Source organism: Streptomyces sp. NPDC001100, assembly GCF_053598575.1.
Window position 1 is genome coordinate 53,041 of record NZ_JBSFKO010000043.1, and the last position, 17,957, is coordinate 70,997.

Consider the following 17,957-nt stretch of genomic DNA (forward strand, 5'->3'; position numbering starts at 1 on the left):
CTCCGTATGATGCTCCATCAATCGATCGACGACCGACGGGACACAGCCGGGAAATCTTTCGAGAACTGTGCCGACGTGAACCGACTCGCGTCGGAGCAACTGTTCGCCGCGAGTCGCAGTGAAAAGCCGTTCTGTCGAAGGCTTGAGAGGCATCTCTCGGCGACAGAGCCCTTCGCGTTCCGCGATCGGCCCTCCGGATGCGGAGCCCCGGACTGCCGGCCTCGGCGAGCCCCTCCCCATAGAGAGTTGGGCCAATAAGGCCGCTCCGTCAGATTCACGTCTTTGGTGGGCCATGCTCTGGTGCCGGACTTCGTCACATCGCCTTCTCGGCGCGCACACCCATCGCCCCGGCTCGAGTATCACCCCTTCTGTACTGGGTGCGCCGTCCAGCAGGTGCGGATGCGCTGGGGCCGGCATTCCAGCGCCCGCGACCGGGGTCAGACGGTCAGGACGATCTTTCCGCGGGTGCGTCCCGCCTCGCTGAGGCGCCACGCTTCGGCCGCCTCGGCCAGCGGCAGCGCGTGTTCCACAGGCACCGAAAGCTTCCCCGCGTCCGCGAGGTCGGCGAGAGCTGACAGACCGGCCGCGTCGGGGCGGCCCCACACGGCGTGGCCGCCCTTCGCCGCCACCTCGCCGTCGGCGATCGATGCGACCCGGTCACGCCGCTTGAGCAACTGCTGCGACACATCGACCGAGCCGCCGCCGACGAAGTCGAGGGCCGCGTCCACACCGTCGGGCGCCATTCCCGTACACAGTCGGCGAGTCCGTCCCAGTAGCTGACCGGCTCCGCGCCGAACTCGCAGAGGGAGCCGTGGTTGCGTTCGCTCGCGGTGCCGATCACACGGGTGCCGAGCGCGACGGCGATCTGCACGCTGAGCGAGCCGACACCGCCCGCTGCGGCATGAATCGGCGCGGCATTCCCGTCCGCAGACGATGCCACCCTGAGCCCGGTCCGCAAGCGTGCGGATCGGCTCCGGGCGGCGGGGCGGTGGCTATCCGCTTCGCGGCGACTGGAGCGCCACAGGCCGCGGAGGCGGCGAGGACCGCTGGGCGGCCGCTGCGTACTCGCTGCCCCCTGGTCGTCTGCCGTATCCACCCCTTGTGGCGCGGCAACCTTGCCCCTGGGCTATTTGCGAGTCAGTACTTGGGTGGGGAGGGCGCCGCGCCAGCGCGCCCGCTGAAAGCGGTCGCAGGCGACGATGACCGAGAGGCCGATGGCCGCACCGATCAGGACGGCTTGGACGAAGGTTGCGTGGAAGCCGTAGGCGAGGACACCTGCGTCGGCGCCCGCCACGAAGCCGGTGACGATCCCGATGCTGCCCGCGACGGTGAGCATCATCTGCATCACCCGCCGACGTGGGCTGAGCATGGCTGCGGACTGTTCCGTCTCCGCCGACGACTGCAGCAATTCCGCGGTGTCCGGTGCCAGGATCGCGTACTGGGTTCGGAGGGCGTTGATCCGCACGAAGAACTGCCAGTCGTCAATGGCGATTTCCACGCAGCGCATGAACGTGGCGATGCCGAGGAAGCACAAGCATGACAGCACCAGCACTTCGAATGTGACGATACCCGTCGAGCGCCCCGCCGTGGGACCCTGGAAACCGATGGCGATCAGTCCTGCTGACACGGCGCCCAGGAAGATGCTTGCCCGACCATTGGCCTCACCGATGGTCGCGGCTCGCTGAGTCTGCAGGTTGTAGTGCTGGGTTGTGAGAAGGGTGATCGTCGCCGACAGCTGTGCGCCCTCGGGGTGGCGTGCCGGCTCCGCGGGGCCCTTGTCCGGGCTTGCCATGTGACTACTGGCCCCGGCACGACTGCGCAGGGACACTCATGGCTGTCACGATGCGTTGGCATCGTGACCGGGGCCGCACTGCGGCCAGCCGCTTCGAGGGAAGCCGCCACGGTGGTGCAAAGGCGGAGCACACGATGGCCACGAAGCCCCTTTCGGTCTGCCCCTGTGCGGGCACGGCGTCCGGCCCGACCTGCCGCCAGCGGACACCAGATTCCGTGGTGCGGGTGCACCGCACCGTCGGGGCGCGCCACCTGAATGTGCGGGCCACTCGATCGGACGGTAGGCGGTCGACTGGTCAAAGCCATGTTGTGTGCCGACGTCAGCCTCTGGAGCGGGAAGCTGTCTCACAGCTCGGTGATCTGCTGAAAGTCGAGGCTCATCAGGTCGTGTGCGATGAAGGGAAGGCGCCGCGCCTGAGTCTGAGCGGTTTCGATACCGGGCGCTTCGAGGATCATCACGATCTTGCCGGGTTGTGTGATGGACCGGAATGCGGACCGGACGAATGCTGACGCTTTGAGCTCGTCGAGGACGCGGGTCTCCTCTGGCATGAGCGCGCCAATTGCGGAAGGGTTGGTGATCGTGCCGGTGGCAAGGATGAGCATGGCTGTCCTATGCGAATGGTCGGGTACGGAGAGGCTCTGGGGGAGAGCGTCCGTTCGGCTCAGTGGGTGCACGGTCGCCCCGTCGTTGATCACCTGCGCGTTCGATGCCGGTTGGCCCCTTGCTCCCGATGGCCTCCGGTGTGCTTGGCCGAACGATGTGACGCCCGCGAGTTTTCGCTGCCGACGTGCCAGCGGTCGTGGATTGCCGACACCATCCTCTGACTGGCCGGTCCTATGGCGCAGCCGCGTGGCGAACGGATCGTTGTAACGTAACTCATTGGATCTGTTTGGGCAACTCAGGAGGCGCCTGTTCGACCGGGGGGCGCCGGCGAGCCGGGTACGTCGCCATGCGATGCCGCATCGGATTGCGGGCAGACAATGACAAAACAATGCCAGTTGGGGCGTCGTGAGCGACATCAGGGCGTCGAGGTCTACCCGCGTGCGGGAGGATAGCTTCCCCTCTGAGTTGCTGAAAACGATCCAGCAGGTTAGATTGCAAGTTCTAATCCAGATACTGGAGGAAACATGAAGATCGGCGAGATGACGGCTTTCGTCACCGGCGCAAATCGCGGCCTGGGCAAGCACTTCGCTGAGCAGCTCGTGTCTCGGGGGGCTAGGGTCTACGGCGGCGCGCGCAACCCGGCGTCGATCGACGTGCCCGGTGTCATCCCGGTTGAGCTCGACGTCACGGACCCGGAGTCGGTCACCGCTGCTGCCAAGGTGGCAACGGGTGTCTCACTTGTCATCAATAACGCAGGCTCCTTCACCGGAGCCTCGGTGACGGACGGATCCCTGGAAGACATCCGCCTGGAGATGGAGACGCACTACTTCGGCACGCTGGAGGTCAGCCGGGCCTTCGCCCCGCAACTGGCGGAGAACGGCGGCGGCGCCATCCTCAACGTACTGTCCGTGCTGTCGTGGCTCACCTACCCGGGGTTCAGTGCCTACTCGGCGGCGAAGTCGGCCCAGTGGTCGTTGACCAGCGCGCTGCGCAACGAACTGGCGGCGCAGGGCACCCAGGTGGCGGCCCTGCACGTCGGCTTTATGGACACCGACATGACCAGCTCTATCGATGCTCCCAAGAGTGATCCCGCTGCCATCGCGGCGCTTTCCCTTGCTGCCCTCGAGGAGGGGGCCGTCGAGATCCTGGGTGACGAAGGCGCGCGCACCACGCTGGCGAACCTCTCAGGTGGGGTCGCAAGCCTCTACCCGCCGGCAGCCTGAGTCCTTTCCTCGGCCCAGGTTTGGGGCGGGTGTACGGGTGGGCTGTCTGAAAGCACATTTTGGCTTCCGGTCAGCCCGACGGCAGGTAGTACGGCGAACGGAATCAACTTTTTTTGCCCGAGCATCTCCAGTACCCGTAACTGGGCGGCCGGGCTGCTCGTACCGCACGCTTCGTATGACGCGCGGTCGACGTTGGGGATCGCCGCAGCCTTGGTACGTCCAAGGGTTGCTCGTAAAGGTGTTCCTCCCGCGGGCCGTGACGGTGTCCGGCAGAGTTTTCGGTCGCTGATGAGGAAACCCGCTGGCCCCGACCGGGGCCCCGGCCACGAAGCTGCCCCCAGGGCGGTCACGAACTCGGAACGGCCTTGTGGTCTGCTTCATGGCGAGCATCTATGACCCCCGCCACGAGGTCCGGTGACCGTCCCTGCTACTGCCCTGGCCGGAGATCCGTCGGCTGAAGCGGGCGAGGGAGTCGAGGATCTCTTCATCCGGCTTGGCCCAGATGAACGGCTTGGGGTCTTCGTTCCAATCCTTGCCCCATGCCCGGATATCGGCGTCCAGCCAGCCTGGATGTTCTTCTGCGCGCCGCGGCGGACCATTTGGTGGGCCAGGTAGCCGAACCGCCACCCGCACCGCGGGTGTTGGCCAGCCCAGCCCTGATCGCTGAAGTCGTGCGGGCGCCGCAGTTGTCCACGATCAGGTGGATCTGCAGGAGCGCAGGCGCCTCCTTGGATGCCGCAGGAGGCCGGGCACCGGGAGAAGAGGCGGCCGACCCGGAGGTCGGTCAGCCGCTCGGCCTCATCAAGCAGCTGAATCCGGGCCGCCGCCGTACGGCGGCGGCTGTTGATGACGCTGCCCACGGCACGGACCAGCCGGTTCCACGGTGAGCAGCAACGCCATCGTCAGATCCAGCGACGTCTACGCCATGCCTGCGGCAGCACTGGCTGGACGGCGCAGCCGGCCACCGAGTCGAGCGGGGTGGCGTGTAGCCCCCGCCGTGCATGCCGCCGATGGGGCGGCAGGTGAGACGTTTCCGGGACGTCCTGGCTCGCCTCCTTCTCAGGCGGCAGCCGGGGCCGAGGCCACCGTCCACACCTGTCCGGTCGCCTCGCTGCCCAGGTGCCGCAGCAGTGCGTCAGCAGACTGCTCCGGCGTTATCAGATTTCCCTCTTCGTGCAACGAAACGAACCGCTCGTGCAGCGCCTCGCCGATCCGCTGAGGGTCCTGCTCGCGAATCCACGCCTGCATGCCGGTGTCCACGATTCCGGGGCGATAGATGTTCGCGGTGACGCCGGTGTGCTTGATCTCGGCCGCCAGATTGACGGTGTGCGCCTCCAGGGCGGCCTTGGTCGTCACGTAGGTGTTGCCGCCCACGAAGTCCGCCGGGCGGCCGGCAAGTCCGCTGGAGACGTTGACGATCCGGCCCCACCCCTGCCGCAGCATGTGAGGCAGCAGCGCACTGTTCAATGCGGCCACAGCGACGACGTTGAGGACCATGGCGGACAGCACGTCATCCGTCTCGATGCTCGTCGTGGCGCCCATGGGGGTGATCGTCGCAGCGTTGTTGACCACGATGTCGATGCCCTCGACCTGCTCCAGGGCCCGCCTGGTCCTTTCGAGGTCCTCCAGGCTGGAGAGGTCGGTCACCACCGTTGAGGCCGTGCGGCCCAGGGAACGGACCTCGTCGGCCACCGAAGAGAGCTGATCCTGGGAGCGGGCCAGAAGGATGAGGTCCACGCTCGCCTTTGCCAGGGCAAGCGCGGTCGCACGGCCGATGCCGCGTCCCGCTCCGGTGACCAGCGCAGTTCGCCCTGTCAGTGACGACATGATCAGTACCTCTCCTGGGGATATCGGGCCAGCAGACGGGGAGGCGGTCACAGCCTTGGCGCACCTGCTGCACGCAGGATGCGCTGTCGGCCGGGGTGCGGTGTTTCATGCCGGGGTCCGCCCGCTCCTCTGTGTTGCCGGCAGCTTCCGTTGGTGCGTCTGTTGCCCGACCCTCCTAGATTGTATCCTACAATCTAGGAGGCTACAGCGTCTCTGTCTGCCCGGTAAGCGAAGATGGGTTGACTCGTGACGTGCGGAGCGCGCCGCGGAAGGGTCTCGCCTCTGGATATGGACTTGAAGTGCATTGATTCAATGCGATCGTTGACTCCGGATGTAACGTGAGGCGGTCCTCGGTGTCGCGGCCTGGTGGTGCAGCACTTGAGGCGTGAAGCGGCTGACCCTATGCTGACTTTGAAGTTAAGATTCTGATGTGCTTGCGGGTCACCGGCCGACTGGCGGAGCAGGCGCAGGGGGTGGATGGGCGCGTTCTCTGGTGTCCCTAGTTGTCCCAGGGCGTGCGGCAGAGGCGACGCGAACGGGTCCGAGAGCGACCTGCTGGCAGCGTCGGGCGTTCGGTACTGGCCGATGACGGCTATCGGACTACGGATTGTGCAGGTGAGCAGACATGATCGCTACGGGTTCCTCCGTGTGGAACGGATCCTTCCACGAGGGCAGCGGGAGCATCTCGACGGCGTCGCAGACGCTGACGGAGCGCCCGTACACGTTCGCCAGCCGGTTCGAAGGTGCTGAAGGAGCCAGTCCTGAGGAACTGCTGGCGGCAGCTCACGCCGGCTGTTACAACCACGCCCTGGCGAACATCTTCCACAAGAACGACCTCTCCGTCGGCACCATCCGGACGACGGTCGAGGTAGACATGGGAAGCGACGCAGTCAGCCCCGGTATCCAGGGCGTGCACATCACCGTCGATGCCCACATGCCCGACGTCAGCCACGAACGCTTCCGCCAGTTCGCCGAGATGGCAGCTCGGACCTGTGCCATCTCCAAGGCGCTGTCTGTCGACATCACCCTGACCGCAACGCTCGCACGCGAGCAGGGGAGCAGCTGACTTCTTCGAGGAACTTCTCGAAGTCGTAGCCCCATATTCGGAGGATCACGTGGAACAGTCCAACCCCGAAACCGAGAGTGCCCTCATCAGTCGGATCAGCGCGATGGTCGGTGACGAAAAGGTGCTGCGGGACCTGCTTGCCGAGGGCGGCATCGACGGCCGCACCGAACACGAGCGGCTCGCTGCGCTGGAACGCGAACTCGACCAGTGCTGGGACCTTCTGCGCCAGCGGCGCGCGCTGAAGGACGCCGGTGCGGATCCGGGGCAGGCGCACGTGCGCACCACCTCGACCGTCGAGGGGTACCTGTCTTGAACGAGGCCGTAGCCGCAAACAAGGTCATTGTCGCGGACACACCGGAGAACAGCCGCTACGAGGCGCGGATTGCGGGCGCCCTGGTGGGCTTCGCCGACTACCGCCGCACCGCCCATGCCATCGTGTTCGTGCACACCGAGGTCCAGGACGCCTACAGAGGGCGCGGTATCGCCTCGGCGCTGGGCCGCTACGCGCTCGACGAAGCCTGCGCGGTCGGGCTGCGGGTGGTCGCCACCTGCCCGTTCATTGCGTGGTACATCGATCAGCATCCTGAGCACCACGAGCTCCGTTGCGAGCCTGCGGAACAGTGAGCAGGCGGGGGACCGTTCTCCAGCCGCTCTGCAGGGCCCCTGCCTGGAGCATTCTGCCGTGGCAGGGGGTTGCGGTTGTTGCCCGGGGCGGCGGCTTTGACGTCAGGCGAGACGGTGTCTTTCCCCGCCCGGTAGGTGTTCTGTTCGCGCATCGCTGTCCCGCGGAGCCGGTGGCCGACTGTGTTCAGGAGGAAGAGATGGTTTCTCTGCATCAGGCCGTCGCCGTTGGCGAAGGGCAGTATTTTCTTGCCGTCGTCTCGACACTGCGCGCCGACCACACGATCCAGTCCTCGGTTGTCAACGCCGGTGTTCTGGCCCATCCGTGCGGCGACGGTGAAGTGCTGGCGTTCGTCACCTACGGGCGGGTCAAGCTGGCAAACCTGCGGGCCAGGCCGCAGGTCAGTGTGACCTTCCGGGACGGATGGCGATGGGCCACCGTCGAGGGCCGCGCGAGACTCGTCGGCCCCGACGACCCTCAGCCGTGGCTGCCGCAGGAGGATCTGCCGGCACTGCTCAGGAGCGTGTTCACCGCCGCTGGCGGGCATCACGACGACTGGGACGCATACGACCGTGTCATGGCCGAAGATCGCCGTACGGCCGTCCTGGTGACCCCCGGCCGCATCTACACCAACTGAGGGACCGGCCATGGCGCGCAGAGGTCTGGTGACGGCCGGCGGCCACGAGCTGGCGGTTGGTGATCCCCAAGATCGCCGCGGGTCCCTGCAGAACGATGCCTGGCTGCTGTGTTTCCGGCTCACCGGCGAACAACTGCTCACCACACCGCCGTCGGCTCCCACAGGCTGCTCGCCCTGATCGGTGACGACGAGGCCGCAGTAGTCACCACGCACCGGTGCGGCCGCCGCTGGCAGGAGCCGGTCGTGGCGGCCGCCTGCGCGCGGACCTTCCCCCTGTTCATGATGCTGGCGGAATCTCGGTTTCCACTGACGCGCAGATGAAGGGCGGCGACACGGCCGGCGCAGGCCGCTGCGAGCATTCCGGCCGTCCGACGGCGAGATCTGGATCTCCCCAGACACGGCAAGGACGCTGGCCCATCTAGGTTGTCCATCCAAAGTCAGACTGTTAGGTTCCAGGCATGACGGAGAATGCGCGGCATCTGGCCGTTACGAAGCAAACGCCCGCCCTGTGGTGGGTCACTTTCAATAACCCGCCGATCAACCTCATCGGTCCCCAGATGGTGGCCGAGCTGAGGGATCTGCTCACCGAACTCGAGAACGACGACCTGGTGGCCGCTGTCGTCTTCGAAAGCGCCGACCCCGACTACTTCCTCGCCCACTGGGACATCGCATCCGACCCGGCCGAAGTCGACGCCCTGCCGCCGGGCCCCACCGGCTTCCACCCCTGGCTCGACATCCTCATCCGCCTCAGCCGGCTCCCGGCCGTCACCATTAGCGCCATCAGGGGCCGTGCCCGCGGCGCGGGCAGCGAATTCGCGCTGGCCACCGACATCCGTTTCGCCAGCCGCGAGAAGGCGGTCCTCGGACAGTTCGAACTGGGAACCGGAGCAGTGCCCGGCGGCGGCCCGTCGAGCCGCCTGGCCCGTCTCGTCGGCCGGGGCCGCGCACTGGAGATCCTGCTCAGCGCGAACGACTTCGACGGTGAGCTGGCGGAGCGGTACGGCTACGTCAACCGGGCAGTACCCGACGCCGAGTTCCGTGAGTTCGTGGATGAGTTCGCGGTCCGGATCTCGCGCTTCGATGTCCGGGCGATCGAAGAGATCAAGCAGTACGTCAACGCGGTGACCCTGCCGCCGGATGACGAATTCCCGCCCCAGATGGCCGCGTTCTGGGCCTCCGTGTCCCGGCCGGAGACACAGGACCGCGCCAAGCAGATGTTCGGCCTGGGCCTGCAGGAGCGGGGAGAGACAGAACTCAGCCTCGGAGCCGCCCTGGAGCGGATCGTCGTACCGCCCGCCGTCGGGCGCCGCAGCGAGGCCGGCCAGGACACCGAGTGAGAGCAGGCGCCGCCCCGCGGGAGCACCTCGGTGACGCTCGCGCCCCGGGCCCGGCGTGACGGCGGCCGAAGTCATTCATCACTACGGCAAGGGTGCCGCCTCCTGCGTGTACGGGTGACGGTGATACGGCCACGGCCTCCCGAGGCTGCCGGCCGGCCCGCTCCATGCGCGGCCACCGGGTGTAGTGGGCGGTCACCGCAGGGCGCAGTCCCCACCGCTCTCACGTCCCTCAGGATCAGCCCACTGCGCCGACCGGATGCTGCGCAGCGACAGCCCGCCGGCGCCGGCGCGGCACAGGATCGCACGCCGGCCCCGGAGACTGACACACCGGCCTTCACCTTGCCGACGTGCGCGAACACCGCGCGCCAGTGCACGGCTACGAGCCCTCACCGCCGCCCTGCACCGCTGAGCCCGCTCTCCGCACATGCGGGCTCACCGGGCTCACCGCGGGCGGGGCACCCGCCTCTCACGAAGGAGCGTCGACGTGACCGCCATGATGATCCCGATGCCTGACGGGCGTCAGCTGCAGGCCGAGGTGTCAGGCCCGGCGGATGGTCCACCGCTGGTCTTCCACCACACCACGCCAGGCTCCGCCCGGCCCTATCGGGCGCTGAAGGACGCTGCTGACGAACACGGCCTGCGGCTGGTGACGTTCGCGCGCGCCGGCTACGGACATTCGACCCGCCTGCCGGGACGCACGGTCGCCGATGCGGCCGCGGACGTGGAAGCCCTCATCGACCACCTGGCCATCGAACGCTGCCTGGTGCTCGGCTGGTCGGGAGGCGGCCCGCCCGCGCTCGCCACAGCCGCACTTCTGCCGGCGCGTGTCACCGCAGTGGCATCTGTCTCGGGCTTTGCACCGTCCGGCGCGCAAGGCCTGGATTTCCTTGCCAGCATAGGCCAAGGCAATGTGGACGATTTCCAACTCGCCCTGCAGGGCGAGGATGCGATAACGCCCGGACACGCCGCCGCAGCAGCAGCCCTGGCGACCGCGACCGGTCCGGACCTGCTTCCCAGTCTCGGCACGCTGCTGTCCGACAGCGACCGGGCCTTCCTCGCGCCTGCCGAAACAGCCCAGGACACAGCGGCGACCGTCTCGGCAGGTGTGCAGCGCGGCGCGGCCGGCTGGATCGATGACGACCTCGCCTTCGTGAAGCCCTGGGGATTCGCCGTGGACCAGATCGCCGTGCCGACCTTCCTCTGGCAGGGAGGACAGAACCTGATGGTTCCCTACGCGCACGGCGAATGGCTTGCCGGACATGTTCCAGGAGCCGTCACCCATCTCATGAAGAATGAGGGCCACTTCTCTGTGGCCCTCGGCCGGACAGCAGAGGTGCTGCGGGAACTCGCGAAGGCCTTCTGACTCTGTCGGCCGTCCGGCCTCCGGGAAGCAGCCGAGCATCACGTCCGGTGCCGGGCAGGCGCCCGGTTCGGCTCGCATCCACCCCGGGGGCCTCGCACGGATGCCCGCAACAGCGGCGGGCCTGCCCCCGAGGGCTTCGCAGAGCAACGCAGGTGCCGACATGATCCCGCTCAATCCGCCAGCCGCGCCCGGGAGTCGGCAGCCAGCAGTGGCAGAGTGCCACGTCAAGAAGGGGTTCCTTCACTGGATCTCAGCCTCACCGCCAAGACCGCTGTGGTCACCGGTGCCAGCCGAGGGCACGGGACTGGTGGCAACGACCCGGGCCCTGGCGGCTGAAGGCGTACGTGTCGTCGGCGCCGCCCGCACGATCACCGCCGAGCTGAAGGGAACGGCGCCGTTGCCTCGCCGCCGGCCGTGGCCCAGTAGACGACGCGTCCTGGCCGACACGGCCCCGCTCAGCTGGGCGGTATCGACCTGCTGGTCAACAACGTGGGCGGCGGAGGCGCCACACGCTCACCGGCCCTCTCAGCCCGACAGGGCGTCCGGACGGTGCGGACGACCTGTCGAGGAGGCCTTCCGCACCGTCAAGGGGCCGGAAGAGCGCTGGCACCGGTCCCGGAAACCGCAATCGCCAGCCAGGCAGGCGGCGAACCGACCGCAGGGCCGTTCCTGCCGACGATGCGTCACACGACGGCGTATCCGCCGTCCACGGCCAGTACTGCGCCGTGCACGAAGGAAGCGTCGTTTGAGGCCAAGTAGGCCACGGCAGAAGCGATCTCGTGCGGTTCGCCCACCCGGGAGGCCGGGATGCCGGTGGCGAACGAGTCGATGGCCCCCTCTCCCATGGCCTCCGTGCCGGGGGTGTAGGTCGGGCCGGGGCTGACGCCGTTGACGCGTACTCCCAAGGGACCGAACTCGGCAGCCCATGCCTTGGTCAGCAAGTCGAGCGCCGCCTTGCTCGACCCGTACAGACCGCCGGTGGGGATGCCCTTGACCGCAGCTCCTGTGGTGATGTTCACGATTGCCCCCGTGCCCCGGGATGCCATCAGGGGCGCCAGCTCACCCACCAGCAGGTACGGGGCCTTGACGTTCACGTTGTACATGCGGTCGAAGTCCGCCTCGGTCGCCTCGGCGGTCGGCCCGAAGGTGTAGATCCCGGCGTTGTTGACCAGGATGTCAACCCTGCCGGTGACGCCGGTCGCCTGCTCGGCCAGGGAACGCACTCCGGCGGCGTGGCTCAGGTCCGCGGAGACGAAGTCGGCTTTGCCGCCGGCGGCGCGAATCCCCGAGACGACCTCATCACCGCGCGAGGAGTCCCTCCCGGAAACGATGACGTGAGCGCCCAGGCGCGCCAGCGTCTCGGCGATGGCCCTGCCGATTCCGCTGGTGGAGCCTGTGACGAGGGCGGTGGAACCGGTGAGTTGCGTCATGGCAAGAGCCTTCCCGTGCTGAGTTTGTTTAGGCAACCCAACTATGCTTCGCGCTCATGGGAAAGTCAAAGAGGTGCACTTCGGTGCGGGCTCCGGCGTGACCCACCGACTGCCATGCCATGGCGCCGTCGAGGGGCATGCGGAGAATGGCCTCGTCCTGTGCGGGGCGGCACTTTGGCGGCGCGAACCGCAGTGATCTGAGTTTTAATTGACTGCCCAGATCGCGTTTCCTGGGGCGGGAATGTGGCGGCCGGGTGTGCTGTTACGGCACGTAGCTGGCATGCGCGAGTCAAATTCGCGTGATGTGGGCGGAAGGAGGACCTCATGGCACGCAACAGTGCGCGTCCCGTCGTCAAGTTGAAGTCGACGGCCGGGACCGGCGTCATCTATGTGACGCGCAAGAACCGCGGAAACGACCCCGACCGGCTCGTCCTGCGCAAGTACGACCCGGTGGCCGGGCAGCACGTCGCTTTCCGGGAGGAACGCTGAATCGAGCCCGGCGTCACCGGGCGGACGGCCGGAGGGAAGGAAATGACCTGAGGCCCGTATCCACCCCGCATCCCCGGCCGGTCGTCGTCCCCGGCCGGTCGTCGTCCGCGGCCGAGTCGAGGACGCAGCGTTTCTGACCCGTTTGACCGCGCACTCGTCCCAGACGATCGCGTGGAAGGCCACCACGCACCCGTTGACCGATGCCGGGGTCTTGTCAGCGAGCCATCCGTTCCACATCCACGACGCCTGACGCGTCGTGGACACCGCCGGTCGCGTGGAGCGCTTCGAGCGCCGCTAAGGCTGCGTGACCTCGGCCCTGCCCGCGGGCCGGCATCCGAACAGAGGAGCAGAGCCATGAAGGTGCGCAACTCCCTGCGCTCACTGAAGTCCAAACCGGGGGCCCAGGTGGTACGCCGCCGGGGTGTGACATTCGTGATCAACAAAAAGAACCCGCGTTTCAAGGCCCGTCAGGGCTGACAGCGCCCCGTTAAACGAGACCGGCCTGGCCCCGCGATGCGCGGGGCCAGGCCGGTCATGGCGCTGTTGCCCGGCTTCAGCGGTCACCCTCCGCGTGCCGGCGCTAGCCCCGATGCCACCGAAGGCGTGCGCGCGGTGTTCGGCCGTGGACGAGCCGCATCACCGCGCCTGGGCAGGTACATCCACGAGCAACAGCGCCCTGCTGTTGATGGTCCTGCCGCTTCTCTCCAGTGCTCTCGTCCCGGTCGGCGCGATGCCGGGCTGGTACCAGCAGATCGCCGCACACCGCTGAGGCGGCAGCGAAGCAAGCGGTGGGGGACACCCTCCGGCATGAGGGTGCGGTCGGTTGCCGGGGTATCGGGGGAGGGAGATCCGCCTGCGGCGCCCGGGCGGTGAACTTTGGCGATGGAGGCCGGGACCGCGCGCAACCTGGCTGGTCGGGCTGATCTGCGAAGAGGTCCACCTCCCGGTGATCGCTGCGGCTGGTGTCCAGGTGGGTGTCCGGGGTCTGAGGGCGCAGTAGCAGGAGGAGTCCCGGCCGGGCAGGCCACCGTGCCCCCTGTTACGCGCCGGCCTCTTGGGTGGTGTCTTCGTTGGGCGGGGAGTGCGCGGGCAGCTCCCATCGGATCTCGTCGCTGTCGTGATGGCGGTGCCAGGCGGTCACGAGGCGGGCGCGGACCAGCTGGTCGAGGAGATCCTCCAACTGCTGAGGCGGCTGCCCGCACTGGCGGGCGAGAGCATCGAGCTCACCCCCGCCCACCCCAGCGGTGCTGTGGGCGGCCAGTGCCAGTGCGGCCAGTCGCAGAGCGGAGGGCAGGGCGGGCGAGAGGGCCAGCGGGGTGGGGCGCAGCGCCCATTGGGCGGCGCGGACGCGCGCGGTGCGTCCGGGATCCTGATGGAGGACGGCGGCATCGAGCAACTGCGCCTGGACGGGGGAGCATCTGCGTCTGGAGCGGTGCAGCCAGCCAGCGTGTTCCAGCTCGAGCCACAGTTCTACGCGGCCGTGGAGCCGCATGCCGCGCAGGAATCCGTGGGGCAGGCAGATCTGCCCGTGGTGGTCGGCGCGCAGTGCGCACTGCAGGGCGAGCAGCCGGGCGGCGGGGGAGGAGAAGCGGGGCAGTGCCGCGGCGAGGTAGGTGAGCATTTCGCGTACGCGCCGCTGTTCGGCCGGGCCGAATGCGGGCGTGTCGCGCACAGAGCGCGACGTGCTGGCGGCCGGCTGGGCGCGGCCGGTGTGGAGCAGGGTGGGCGGTACGACGGCGGTGTGGCTCATCGCCGCCGCGCAGGCGGCGCAGGCATCGGCCAGCCGCCATGCGCGGCCGCTGCGGTCGCAGGTCAGGGCGAGCAGGACGGGCCCCGCGCAGCCGCGGTGGCGGGGGTGCCAGTGGCAGCCCCTCGTCCGGCACTGGCAGGTGCGCAGGTGTCCGGGCAGCGCGTCGGCGCGGGCGTGGCGCGCCAGATGGGTGAGAGCGGCCGAGCGGGCGGAGGCGGCCGGCAGGACGGGGCTGTGCGCGCAGCGCGGACAGGACAGAGCAGGTCCGCCCGTCTGCGGGCGCAGGTGCACTGTCCAGATGCGCTGCACCGTGGCGTGTGTGCTGGCAAGCCGCATCGGCTCGTCGTCCCCTTCCCGTCCGGTCCGCGCCGGCCTCGTGCGGTGGTCTCCCGGCAGGTACGCGGGGCCGCCCGCACCGTAGTGCAGATCCCTGCACTCGCGCAGGGCGGGTGTCCAGCGCGCTCACCTGCACTGATAGTGCAGAAATCCGCACTGACAGGGCAGGTGTCTGCACCGTCGGATGGTGGGGTGACGATCTTGCCGCCCGACCCGGACCGCGAGGCCCTGCGTGTGACGCTGGCACGGCTGAGGAACGCGCACGGGTGGACCTTCGACGAACTCGCCGAGCGCAGCGGCCTGGCCCGGCGCACGCTGATCGACCTCGAACACGGCCGAGCCGCCGGCACCGTCACCACCTGGCACGCCCTCGCGCACGCCTTCGACGTCCCCATCGAGCAGTTGCTCGGCCCGCTCTGCGACAACCACACCCCACCCGGACCCAAGGGCGCCTGACCCCGCCCGTCCCCGACCCGGCACGCGGCGAAAATCACCCGGACCGGCGAACCCGTACAGAACACACGTGCGGCACGCCGTGCTGGTATTCGGTATCACTGGGCCGCCCGGGGGACTGCCCTCCCGCCCGCCCCGCTCTCACGGTGTGTCGCCTGGCACGGTCCTCGCCATGCACCCCAACCCCGCCTCCACCGGCTGCCACTGGGACGGCAGCACCCCCACCGTGCCGCTACGCCGCCCGCTGCGGGTGGCCGCCACCAGCCCCAGCCGCCTGCTGCGCGCCGGCCAGAGCCGCCGCTGCCCCCGCTGCGGCAACCGCACAGACCTCTACCAGCGTGCCGACGGACGCCCCATCGCCCTGCACCCCGCCGAACTGGCCACCGCCCACATCCCCGCCCCCTGCCGCTGGCACCTGAGCTCCGGCATCGCCCACCCGCACGACGGCGGCAGCGCCTGGTGCCGCATCCCGCACGCCGTGCTCTGCCCGCAGCGCACACCCACCTGCCGCATCAGCCGCCCTCTCGCGTCGGCGCGCCGCCAACTCGCCGTACGCACCCGCCGCCTGATCGACACCGGCGCCTTCACCCCCACGACGTCCCCCACCGGCGCAGCGACTGCTGGCACCGGCGAGCGCCCGGTCGTGCGGATGCTGCTGGTCCTCTACCTCGCCGACGGCCCCCTGGAGGGCATCCGCTGCGTGGCCCAGACACATCACCGCCGCCGTTGCCCCAGCCCCCTCCTGGTCCCGGACGGCCCGGCCGGATCCTGGAGACAGCTGCCCGTCGGCGCCCGGCGCGGCCAACTTCCCCTGCCCGAACAGACGATGGACGTCTACGACCTCGGCCGACTGCCCCATGCCGAACAACGGCGCTGGCGCCTCCAGCACTGTCCCGCGCACGCCGCCTCCCACGGCGCCGCCGACCTGGCGCTGGCCGGATGGCAGGTCTTCGACCCCCTCCTGCACGCACAGCACCTTCGCACCGGCCTGCCCCATCCGCCGGCACACGGCAGCGGGGAGAGATGACGATGCCCCACCACGCCCTGGAAATCCTCCTCACCCGCCCCCTGGCCCCGGCCGAACTCCGCGACGCCGCCCGCGCACTGCCGCTCGCGGCCAACCACGACACCACCCGCCTCATGGCCCTCGTACGCGCCCCAACCCCAGGCCGCGCCGCGCACCGGCTGCGCCAGCGCCTCGCCGCGTCGCTCCCCGTGGACGTGATCACCACCCATTACCCGGACGACAGCGGGCAGGTCCTGCTCAACCTCGCCCTCCCGCCCGCCGCCCACGCCACGATCCGCCGGGCCGCCCACCACGCGGGGCAGAGCCCGGAACTCTTCGTGAAGCTGGCCCTGCACCGGGCGCTGGCCCAGCACGCCAGCGACGAGTCCGACCGCCTCGACCGGGCCGTGCAGCAACTGCTCGCCACTACCACGGCCGCGCACCTTCTGGCAGCCGTCGGCCACGCCCTGACCCGCACCTCCGGAGCAGCCCCCGCATGAACCCGACCGATGAACAGGCCGCCGCAGCCGACGCCTTCCACGTCGGCCAGCACCTTGCCCTGCAGGCCGGCGCAGGCACGGGCAAGACCACCACCCTGGCCCTCCTCGCCCACGCCACCCGGCGCCGCGGCCGCTATCTCGCCTACAACCGGGCCATCGCCCAGGACGCCCGCACCCGCTTCCCCGACACCGTCCAGTGCAAGACCGCCCACGCCCTGGCCTACGCCGCCGTCGGCCACCGCTACGCCCGCCGCCTGGGCGCCCCGCGCCGCCCGGCCTGGCAGACCGGACAAGCCCTCGGCATCACCAAAGCCGTCCGCATCGGCGACCGCGAAGTGACACAACGAGCCCTCTCCAACGCCACCCTGCGCACCGTCACCCGCTTCTGCCACACCGCGGACGAGGCCATCGCCCGCCACCATGTGCCCCGCCTGCGCGGCCTGGACGCCTCAGACCACCACACCCAACTCGCCGCCCACATCGTGCCGTTCGCCCGCAAAGCCTGGGCCGACCTGCAGCATCCCGACGACGGCGCGGTCCGCTTCGAGCACGACCACTACCTGAAGATCTGGGCCCTCACCCGGCCGCGAATCGACGCCGACTTCCTGCTCCTGGACGAAGCCCAGGACACCAACCCCGTCGTCGAACAGATTTTCCTCACCCAGCGCGACCACGCCCAGCTGGTCATGGTCGGCGACTCCGCCCAGGCCATCTACCAATGGCGCGGCGCCAAAGACATCATGACCGGCTTCGACGGCATCCCGCTCGCTCTGTCCCAGTCCTTCCGCTTCGGCCCCGACCTCGCCGCCGAAGCCAACCGCTGGCTGCGCCTGGCCGACGCCCCGATCCGCCTCACCGGCACCCCGGCCGTACCCACCGAACTCGGCCCCGTCACCCAGCCGGACGCCGTCCTGTGCCGCACCAACGTCGGCGCCATGGCCCAGGTCATGGCCCACATGGCCGCCGGACACCGGGTCGCTCTGACCGGGGGAGGAGACAGCTTGCACGCCCTGGCCCTCGCGGCCCGCGACCTCAAAGAAGGCCGCCGCACCCACCATCCCGAACTGCTCCTCTTCCCGTGCTGGGGCGACCTGCAGGACTACGCCGCCCACGATCCCGCGGGCCGGGACCTGCAGCCCCTGGTCAACCTCGTCGACACCCACGGCACCGACGCCATCCTCGCCGCCATCACCCAGCTCGCCCCCGAACCGCACGCACACGTCACCGTCTCCACCGCCCACAAAGCCAAGGGACGCGAATGGCCCCGTGTCCTCATCGCCGACGACTTCGCCCGCTCCTCGAACGACACCGCCAACGACCAGACAGGAAGCACACCGGCGCCCGCCCCCGACCCCGTCGATGACGCCGAAGCCCGCCTCGCCTACGTCGCCGTCACCCGCACCCGCCGACGCCTCGACCTGGGAGGCCTGTCCTGGATCGACGAGCACCCGGAAGGAGCCCTGGCCAGTTCTCGGTCGCTGCAGTGATCACGCCCTGGAGGAGTGCAGGGCGGAGCGGCGGTG

20 protein-coding genes and 2 pseudogenes are annotated in these 17,957 nt (G+C 69.1%); 16 read left to right on the plus strand and 6 right to left on the minus strand.

Annotated elements, in window-relative coordinates; genetic code table 11:
* Nucleotides 1-437 precede the first annotated feature (437 nt).
* The 3 genes and pseudogenes from ACWDEW_RS41165 to ACWDEW_RS41175 form a co-directional block, all read right to left on the minus strand.
* Nucleotides 438-907: pseudogene (locus ACWDEW_RS41165) on the minus strand (zinc-binding dehydrogenase); the annotation flags it as partial.
* A 219-nt stretch (nt 908-1,126) separates the two neighbouring features.
* Nucleotides 1,127-1,792, minus strand: a complete 666-nt coding sequence (locus ACWDEW_RS41170; protein ID WP_450520300.1) for a hypothetical protein — start codon at nt 1,790-1,792, stop codon at nt 1,127-1,129.
* A 344-nt stretch (nt 1,793-2,136) separates the two neighbouring features.
* Nucleotides 2,137-2,394, minus strand: coding sequence for a hypothetical protein (locus tag ACWDEW_RS41175; protein WP_450520301.1), 258 nt, complete (start codon nt 2,392-2,394; stop codon nt 2,137-2,139).
* Between the two features lie 525 nt (nt 2,395-2,919).
* On the opposite strand from ACWDEW_RS41175, the gene ACWDEW_RS41180 reads away from it, so the two are divergent.
* Nucleotides 2,920-3,618: an SDR family oxidoreductase gene (locus tag ACWDEW_RS41180; RefSeq protein WP_450520303.1), complete on the plus strand. Its 699-nt coding sequence runs from the start codon at nt 2,920-2,922 to the stop codon at nt 3,616-3,618.
* A 728-nt stretch (nt 3,619-4,346) separates the two neighbouring features.
* Nucleotides 4,347-4,505, plus strand: a complete 159-nt coding sequence (locus ACWDEW_RS41185; protein WP_450520304.1) for a hypothetical protein — start codon at nt 4,347-4,349, stop codon at nt 4,503-4,505.
* 172 nt (nt 4,506-4,677) lie between these two features.
* Here ACWDEW_RS41185 and ACWDEW_RS41190 read toward each other — a convergent pair whose 3' ends face one another.
* The gene (locus ACWDEW_RS41190; RefSeq protein WP_450520306.1) at nt 4,678-5,445 is read right to left on the minus strand and encodes an SDR family NAD(P)-dependent oxidoreductase; all 768 of its coding nucleotides are present in this window, start codon (nt 5,443-5,445) and stop codon (nt 4,678-4,680) included.
* Between the two features lie 646 nt (nt 5,446-6,091).
* Here ACWDEW_RS41190 and ACWDEW_RS41195 point away from each other — a divergent pair.
* From ACWDEW_RS41195 to ACWDEW_RS41225, 7 genes and pseudogenes are all read left to right on the plus strand, one after another.
* Nucleotides 6,092-6,511: an OsmC family peroxiredoxin gene (locus tag ACWDEW_RS41195; protein ID WP_450520308.1), complete on the plus strand. Its 420-nt coding sequence runs from the start codon at nt 6,092-6,094 to the stop codon at nt 6,509-6,511.
* A gap of 49 nt (nt 6,512-6,560) precedes the next feature.
* Nucleotides 6,561-6,824, plus strand: coding sequence for a DUF2630 family protein (locus tag ACWDEW_RS41200; protein ID WP_450520310.1), 264 nt, complete (start codon nt 6,561-6,563; stop codon nt 6,822-6,824).
* Nucleotides 6,821-7,135 carry a GNAT family N-acetyltransferase gene (locus ACWDEW_RS41205; RefSeq protein ID WP_450520311.1) on the plus strand — a complete coding sequence of 105 codons (315 nt, stop codon included), beginning with the start codon at nt 6,821-6,823 and terminating at the stop codon, nt 7,133-7,135. Before ACWDEW_RS41200 ends, ACWDEW_RS41205 begins: the two co-directional genes overlap by 4 nt.
* Before the next feature lie 170 nt (nt 7,136-7,305).
* On the plus strand, nt 7,306-7,770 hold the full coding sequence (locus ACWDEW_RS41210; protein WP_450520313.1) for a TIGR03618 family F420-dependent PPOX class oxidoreductase: 465 nt from the start codon (nt 7,306-7,308) through the stop codon (nt 7,768-7,770).
* Between the two features lie 458 nt (nt 7,771-8,228).
* Nucleotides 8,229-9,107: an enoyl-CoA hydratase/isomerase family protein gene (locus ACWDEW_RS41215; RefSeq protein ID WP_450520315.1), complete on the plus strand. Its 879-nt coding sequence runs from the start codon at nt 8,229-8,231 to the stop codon at nt 9,105-9,107.
* 493 nt (nt 9,108-9,600) lie between these two features.
* Nucleotides 9,601-10,470, plus strand: a complete 870-nt coding sequence (locus tag ACWDEW_RS41220) for an alpha/beta fold hydrolase (protein ID WP_450520360.1) — start codon at nt 9,601-9,603, stop codon at nt 10,468-10,470.
* 243 nt (nt 10,471-10,713) lie between these two features.
* Nucleotides 10,714-10,862 (plus strand): annotated as a pseudogene (locus ACWDEW_RS41225) (3-oxoacyl-ACP reductase); the annotation flags it as partial.
* A 291-nt stretch (nt 10,863-11,153) separates the two neighbouring features.
* On the opposite strand, the gene ACWDEW_RS41230 reads toward ACWDEW_RS41225, so the two are convergent.
* Complete coding sequence (locus ACWDEW_RS41230) at nt 11,154-11,900, minus strand: SDR family NAD(P)-dependent oxidoreductase (RefSeq protein ID WP_450520317.1); 747 nt, start codon at nt 11,898-11,900, stop codon at nt 11,154-11,156.
* Nucleotides 11,901-12,224: 324 nt separating this feature from the next.
* Between ACWDEW_RS41230 and rpmG the strand changes: the two genes are divergently transcribed.
* The 3 genes from rpmG (at nt 12,225) to ACWDEW_RS41245 (ending at nt 13,158) form a co-directional block, all read left to right on the plus strand.
* A complete protein-coding gene (gene rpmG, locus ACWDEW_RS41235) occupies nt 12,225-12,389 on the plus strand; it encodes a 50S ribosomal protein L33 (protein ID WP_450520319.1) in 165 nt (54 codons plus the stop codon).
* 354 nt (nt 12,390-12,743) lie between these two features.
* Nucleotides 12,744-12,866 carry a type B 50S ribosomal protein L36 gene (gene ykgO, locus ACWDEW_RS41240; RefSeq protein WP_390941556.1) on the plus strand — a complete coding sequence of 41 codons (123 nt, stop codon included), beginning with the start codon at nt 12,744-12,746 and terminating at the stop codon, nt 12,864-12,866.
* Nucleotides 12,867-13,011: 145 nt separating this feature from the next.
* The gene (locus ACWDEW_RS41245; protein ID WP_450520321.1) at nt 13,012-13,158 is read left to right on the plus strand and encodes a hypothetical protein; all 147 of its coding nucleotides are present in this window, start codon (nt 13,012-13,014) and stop codon (nt 13,156-13,158) included.
* A 270-nt stretch (nt 13,159-13,428) separates the two neighbouring features.
* On the opposite strand, the gene ACWDEW_RS41250 is transcribed toward ACWDEW_RS41245, so the two are convergent.
* A complete protein-coding gene (locus tag ACWDEW_RS41250) occupies nt 13,429-14,475 on the minus strand; it encodes a hypothetical protein (protein WP_450520323.1) in 1,047 nt (348 codons plus the stop codon).
* A gap of 192 nt (nt 14,476-14,667) precedes the next feature.
* On the opposite strand from ACWDEW_RS41250, the gene ACWDEW_RS41255 reads away from it, so the two are divergent.
* The 4 genes from ACWDEW_RS41255 (at nt 14,668) to ACWDEW_RS41270 (ending at nt 17,921) form a co-directional block, all read left to right on the plus strand.
* Entirely contained in the window at nt 14,668-14,931 is a 264-nt protein-coding gene (locus tag ACWDEW_RS41255) for a helix-turn-helix transcriptional regulator (protein ID WP_450520325.1), read from the plus strand.
* 169 nt (nt 14,932-15,100) lie between these two features.
* Complete coding sequence (locus tag ACWDEW_RS41260; protein WP_450520327.1) at nt 15,101-15,955, plus strand: DUF6083 domain-containing protein; 855 nt, start codon at nt 15,101-15,103, stop codon at nt 15,953-15,955.
* Nucleotides 15,952-16,434, plus strand: a complete 483-nt coding sequence (locus tag ACWDEW_RS41265) for a hypothetical protein (RefSeq protein WP_450520329.1) — start codon at nt 15,952-15,954, stop codon at nt 16,432-16,434. The genes ACWDEW_RS41260 and ACWDEW_RS41265 overlap by 4 nt, the downstream gene beginning before the upstream one ends.
* Complete coding sequence (locus ACWDEW_RS41270) at nt 16,431-17,921, plus strand: UvrD-helicase domain-containing protein (protein WP_450520330.1); 1,491 nt, start codon at nt 16,431-16,433, stop codon at nt 17,919-17,921. The genes ACWDEW_RS41265 and ACWDEW_RS41270 overlap by 4 nt, the downstream gene beginning before the upstream one ends.
* Nucleotides 17,922-17,957: the final 36 nt, after the last annotated feature.

Excerpts from the sequence above, each read along its gene's own strand:
- ACWDEW_RS41175 (WP_450520301.1), bottom strand. The coding sequence starts at position 2,394 with ATGCTCATCCTTGCCACCGGCACGATCACCAACCCTTCCGCAATTGGC.
- ACWDEW_RS41270 (WP_450520330.1), top strand. The coding sequence starts at position 16,431 with ATGAACCCGACCGATGAACAGGCCGCCGCAGCCGACGCCTTCCACGTC.
- ACWDEW_RS41265 (WP_450520329.1), top strand. The coding sequence starts at position 15,952 with ATGACGATGCCCCACCACGCCCTGGAAATCCTCCTCACCCGCCCCCTG.
- ACWDEW_RS41260 (WP_450520327.1), top strand. The coding sequence starts at position 15,101 with ATGCACCCCAACCCCGCCTCCACCGGCTGCCACTGGGACGGCAGCACC.
- ykgO (WP_390941556.1), top strand. The coding sequence starts at position 12,744 with ATGAAGGTGCGCAACTCCCTGCGCTCACTGAAGTCCAAACCGGGGGCC.
- ACWDEW_RS41250 (WP_450520323.1), bottom strand. The coding sequence starts at position 14,475 with ATGCGGCTTGCCAGCACACACGCCACGGTGCAGCGCATCTGGACAGTG.
- rpmG (WP_450520319.1), top strand. The coding sequence starts at position 12,225 with ATGGCACGCAACAGTGCGCGTCCCGTCGTCAAGTTGAAGTCGACGGCC.
- ACWDEW_RS41180 (WP_450520303.1), top strand. The coding sequence starts at position 2,920 with ATGAAGATCGGCGAGATGACGGCTTTCGTCACCGGCGCAAATCGCGGC.
- ACWDEW_RS41220 (WP_450520360.1), top strand. The coding sequence starts at position 9,601 with ATGATGATCCCGATGCCTGACGGGCGTCAGCTGCAGGCCGAGGTGTCA.
- ACWDEW_RS41230 (WP_450520317.1), bottom strand. The coding sequence starts at position 11,900 with ATGACGCAACTCACCGGTTCCACCGCCCTCGTCACAGGCTCCACCAGC.
- ACWDEW_RS41190 (WP_450520306.1), bottom strand. The coding sequence starts at position 5,445 with ATGTCGTCACTGACAGGGCGAACTGCGCTGGTCACCGGAGCGGGACGC.
- ACWDEW_RS41170 (WP_450520300.1), bottom strand. The coding sequence starts at position 1,792 with ATGGCAAGCCCGGACAAGGGCCCCGCGGAGCCGGCACGCCACCCCGAG.
- ACWDEW_RS41215 (WP_450520315.1), top strand. The coding sequence starts at position 8,229 with ATGACGGAGAATGCGCGGCATCTGGCCGTTACGAAGCAAACGCCCGCC.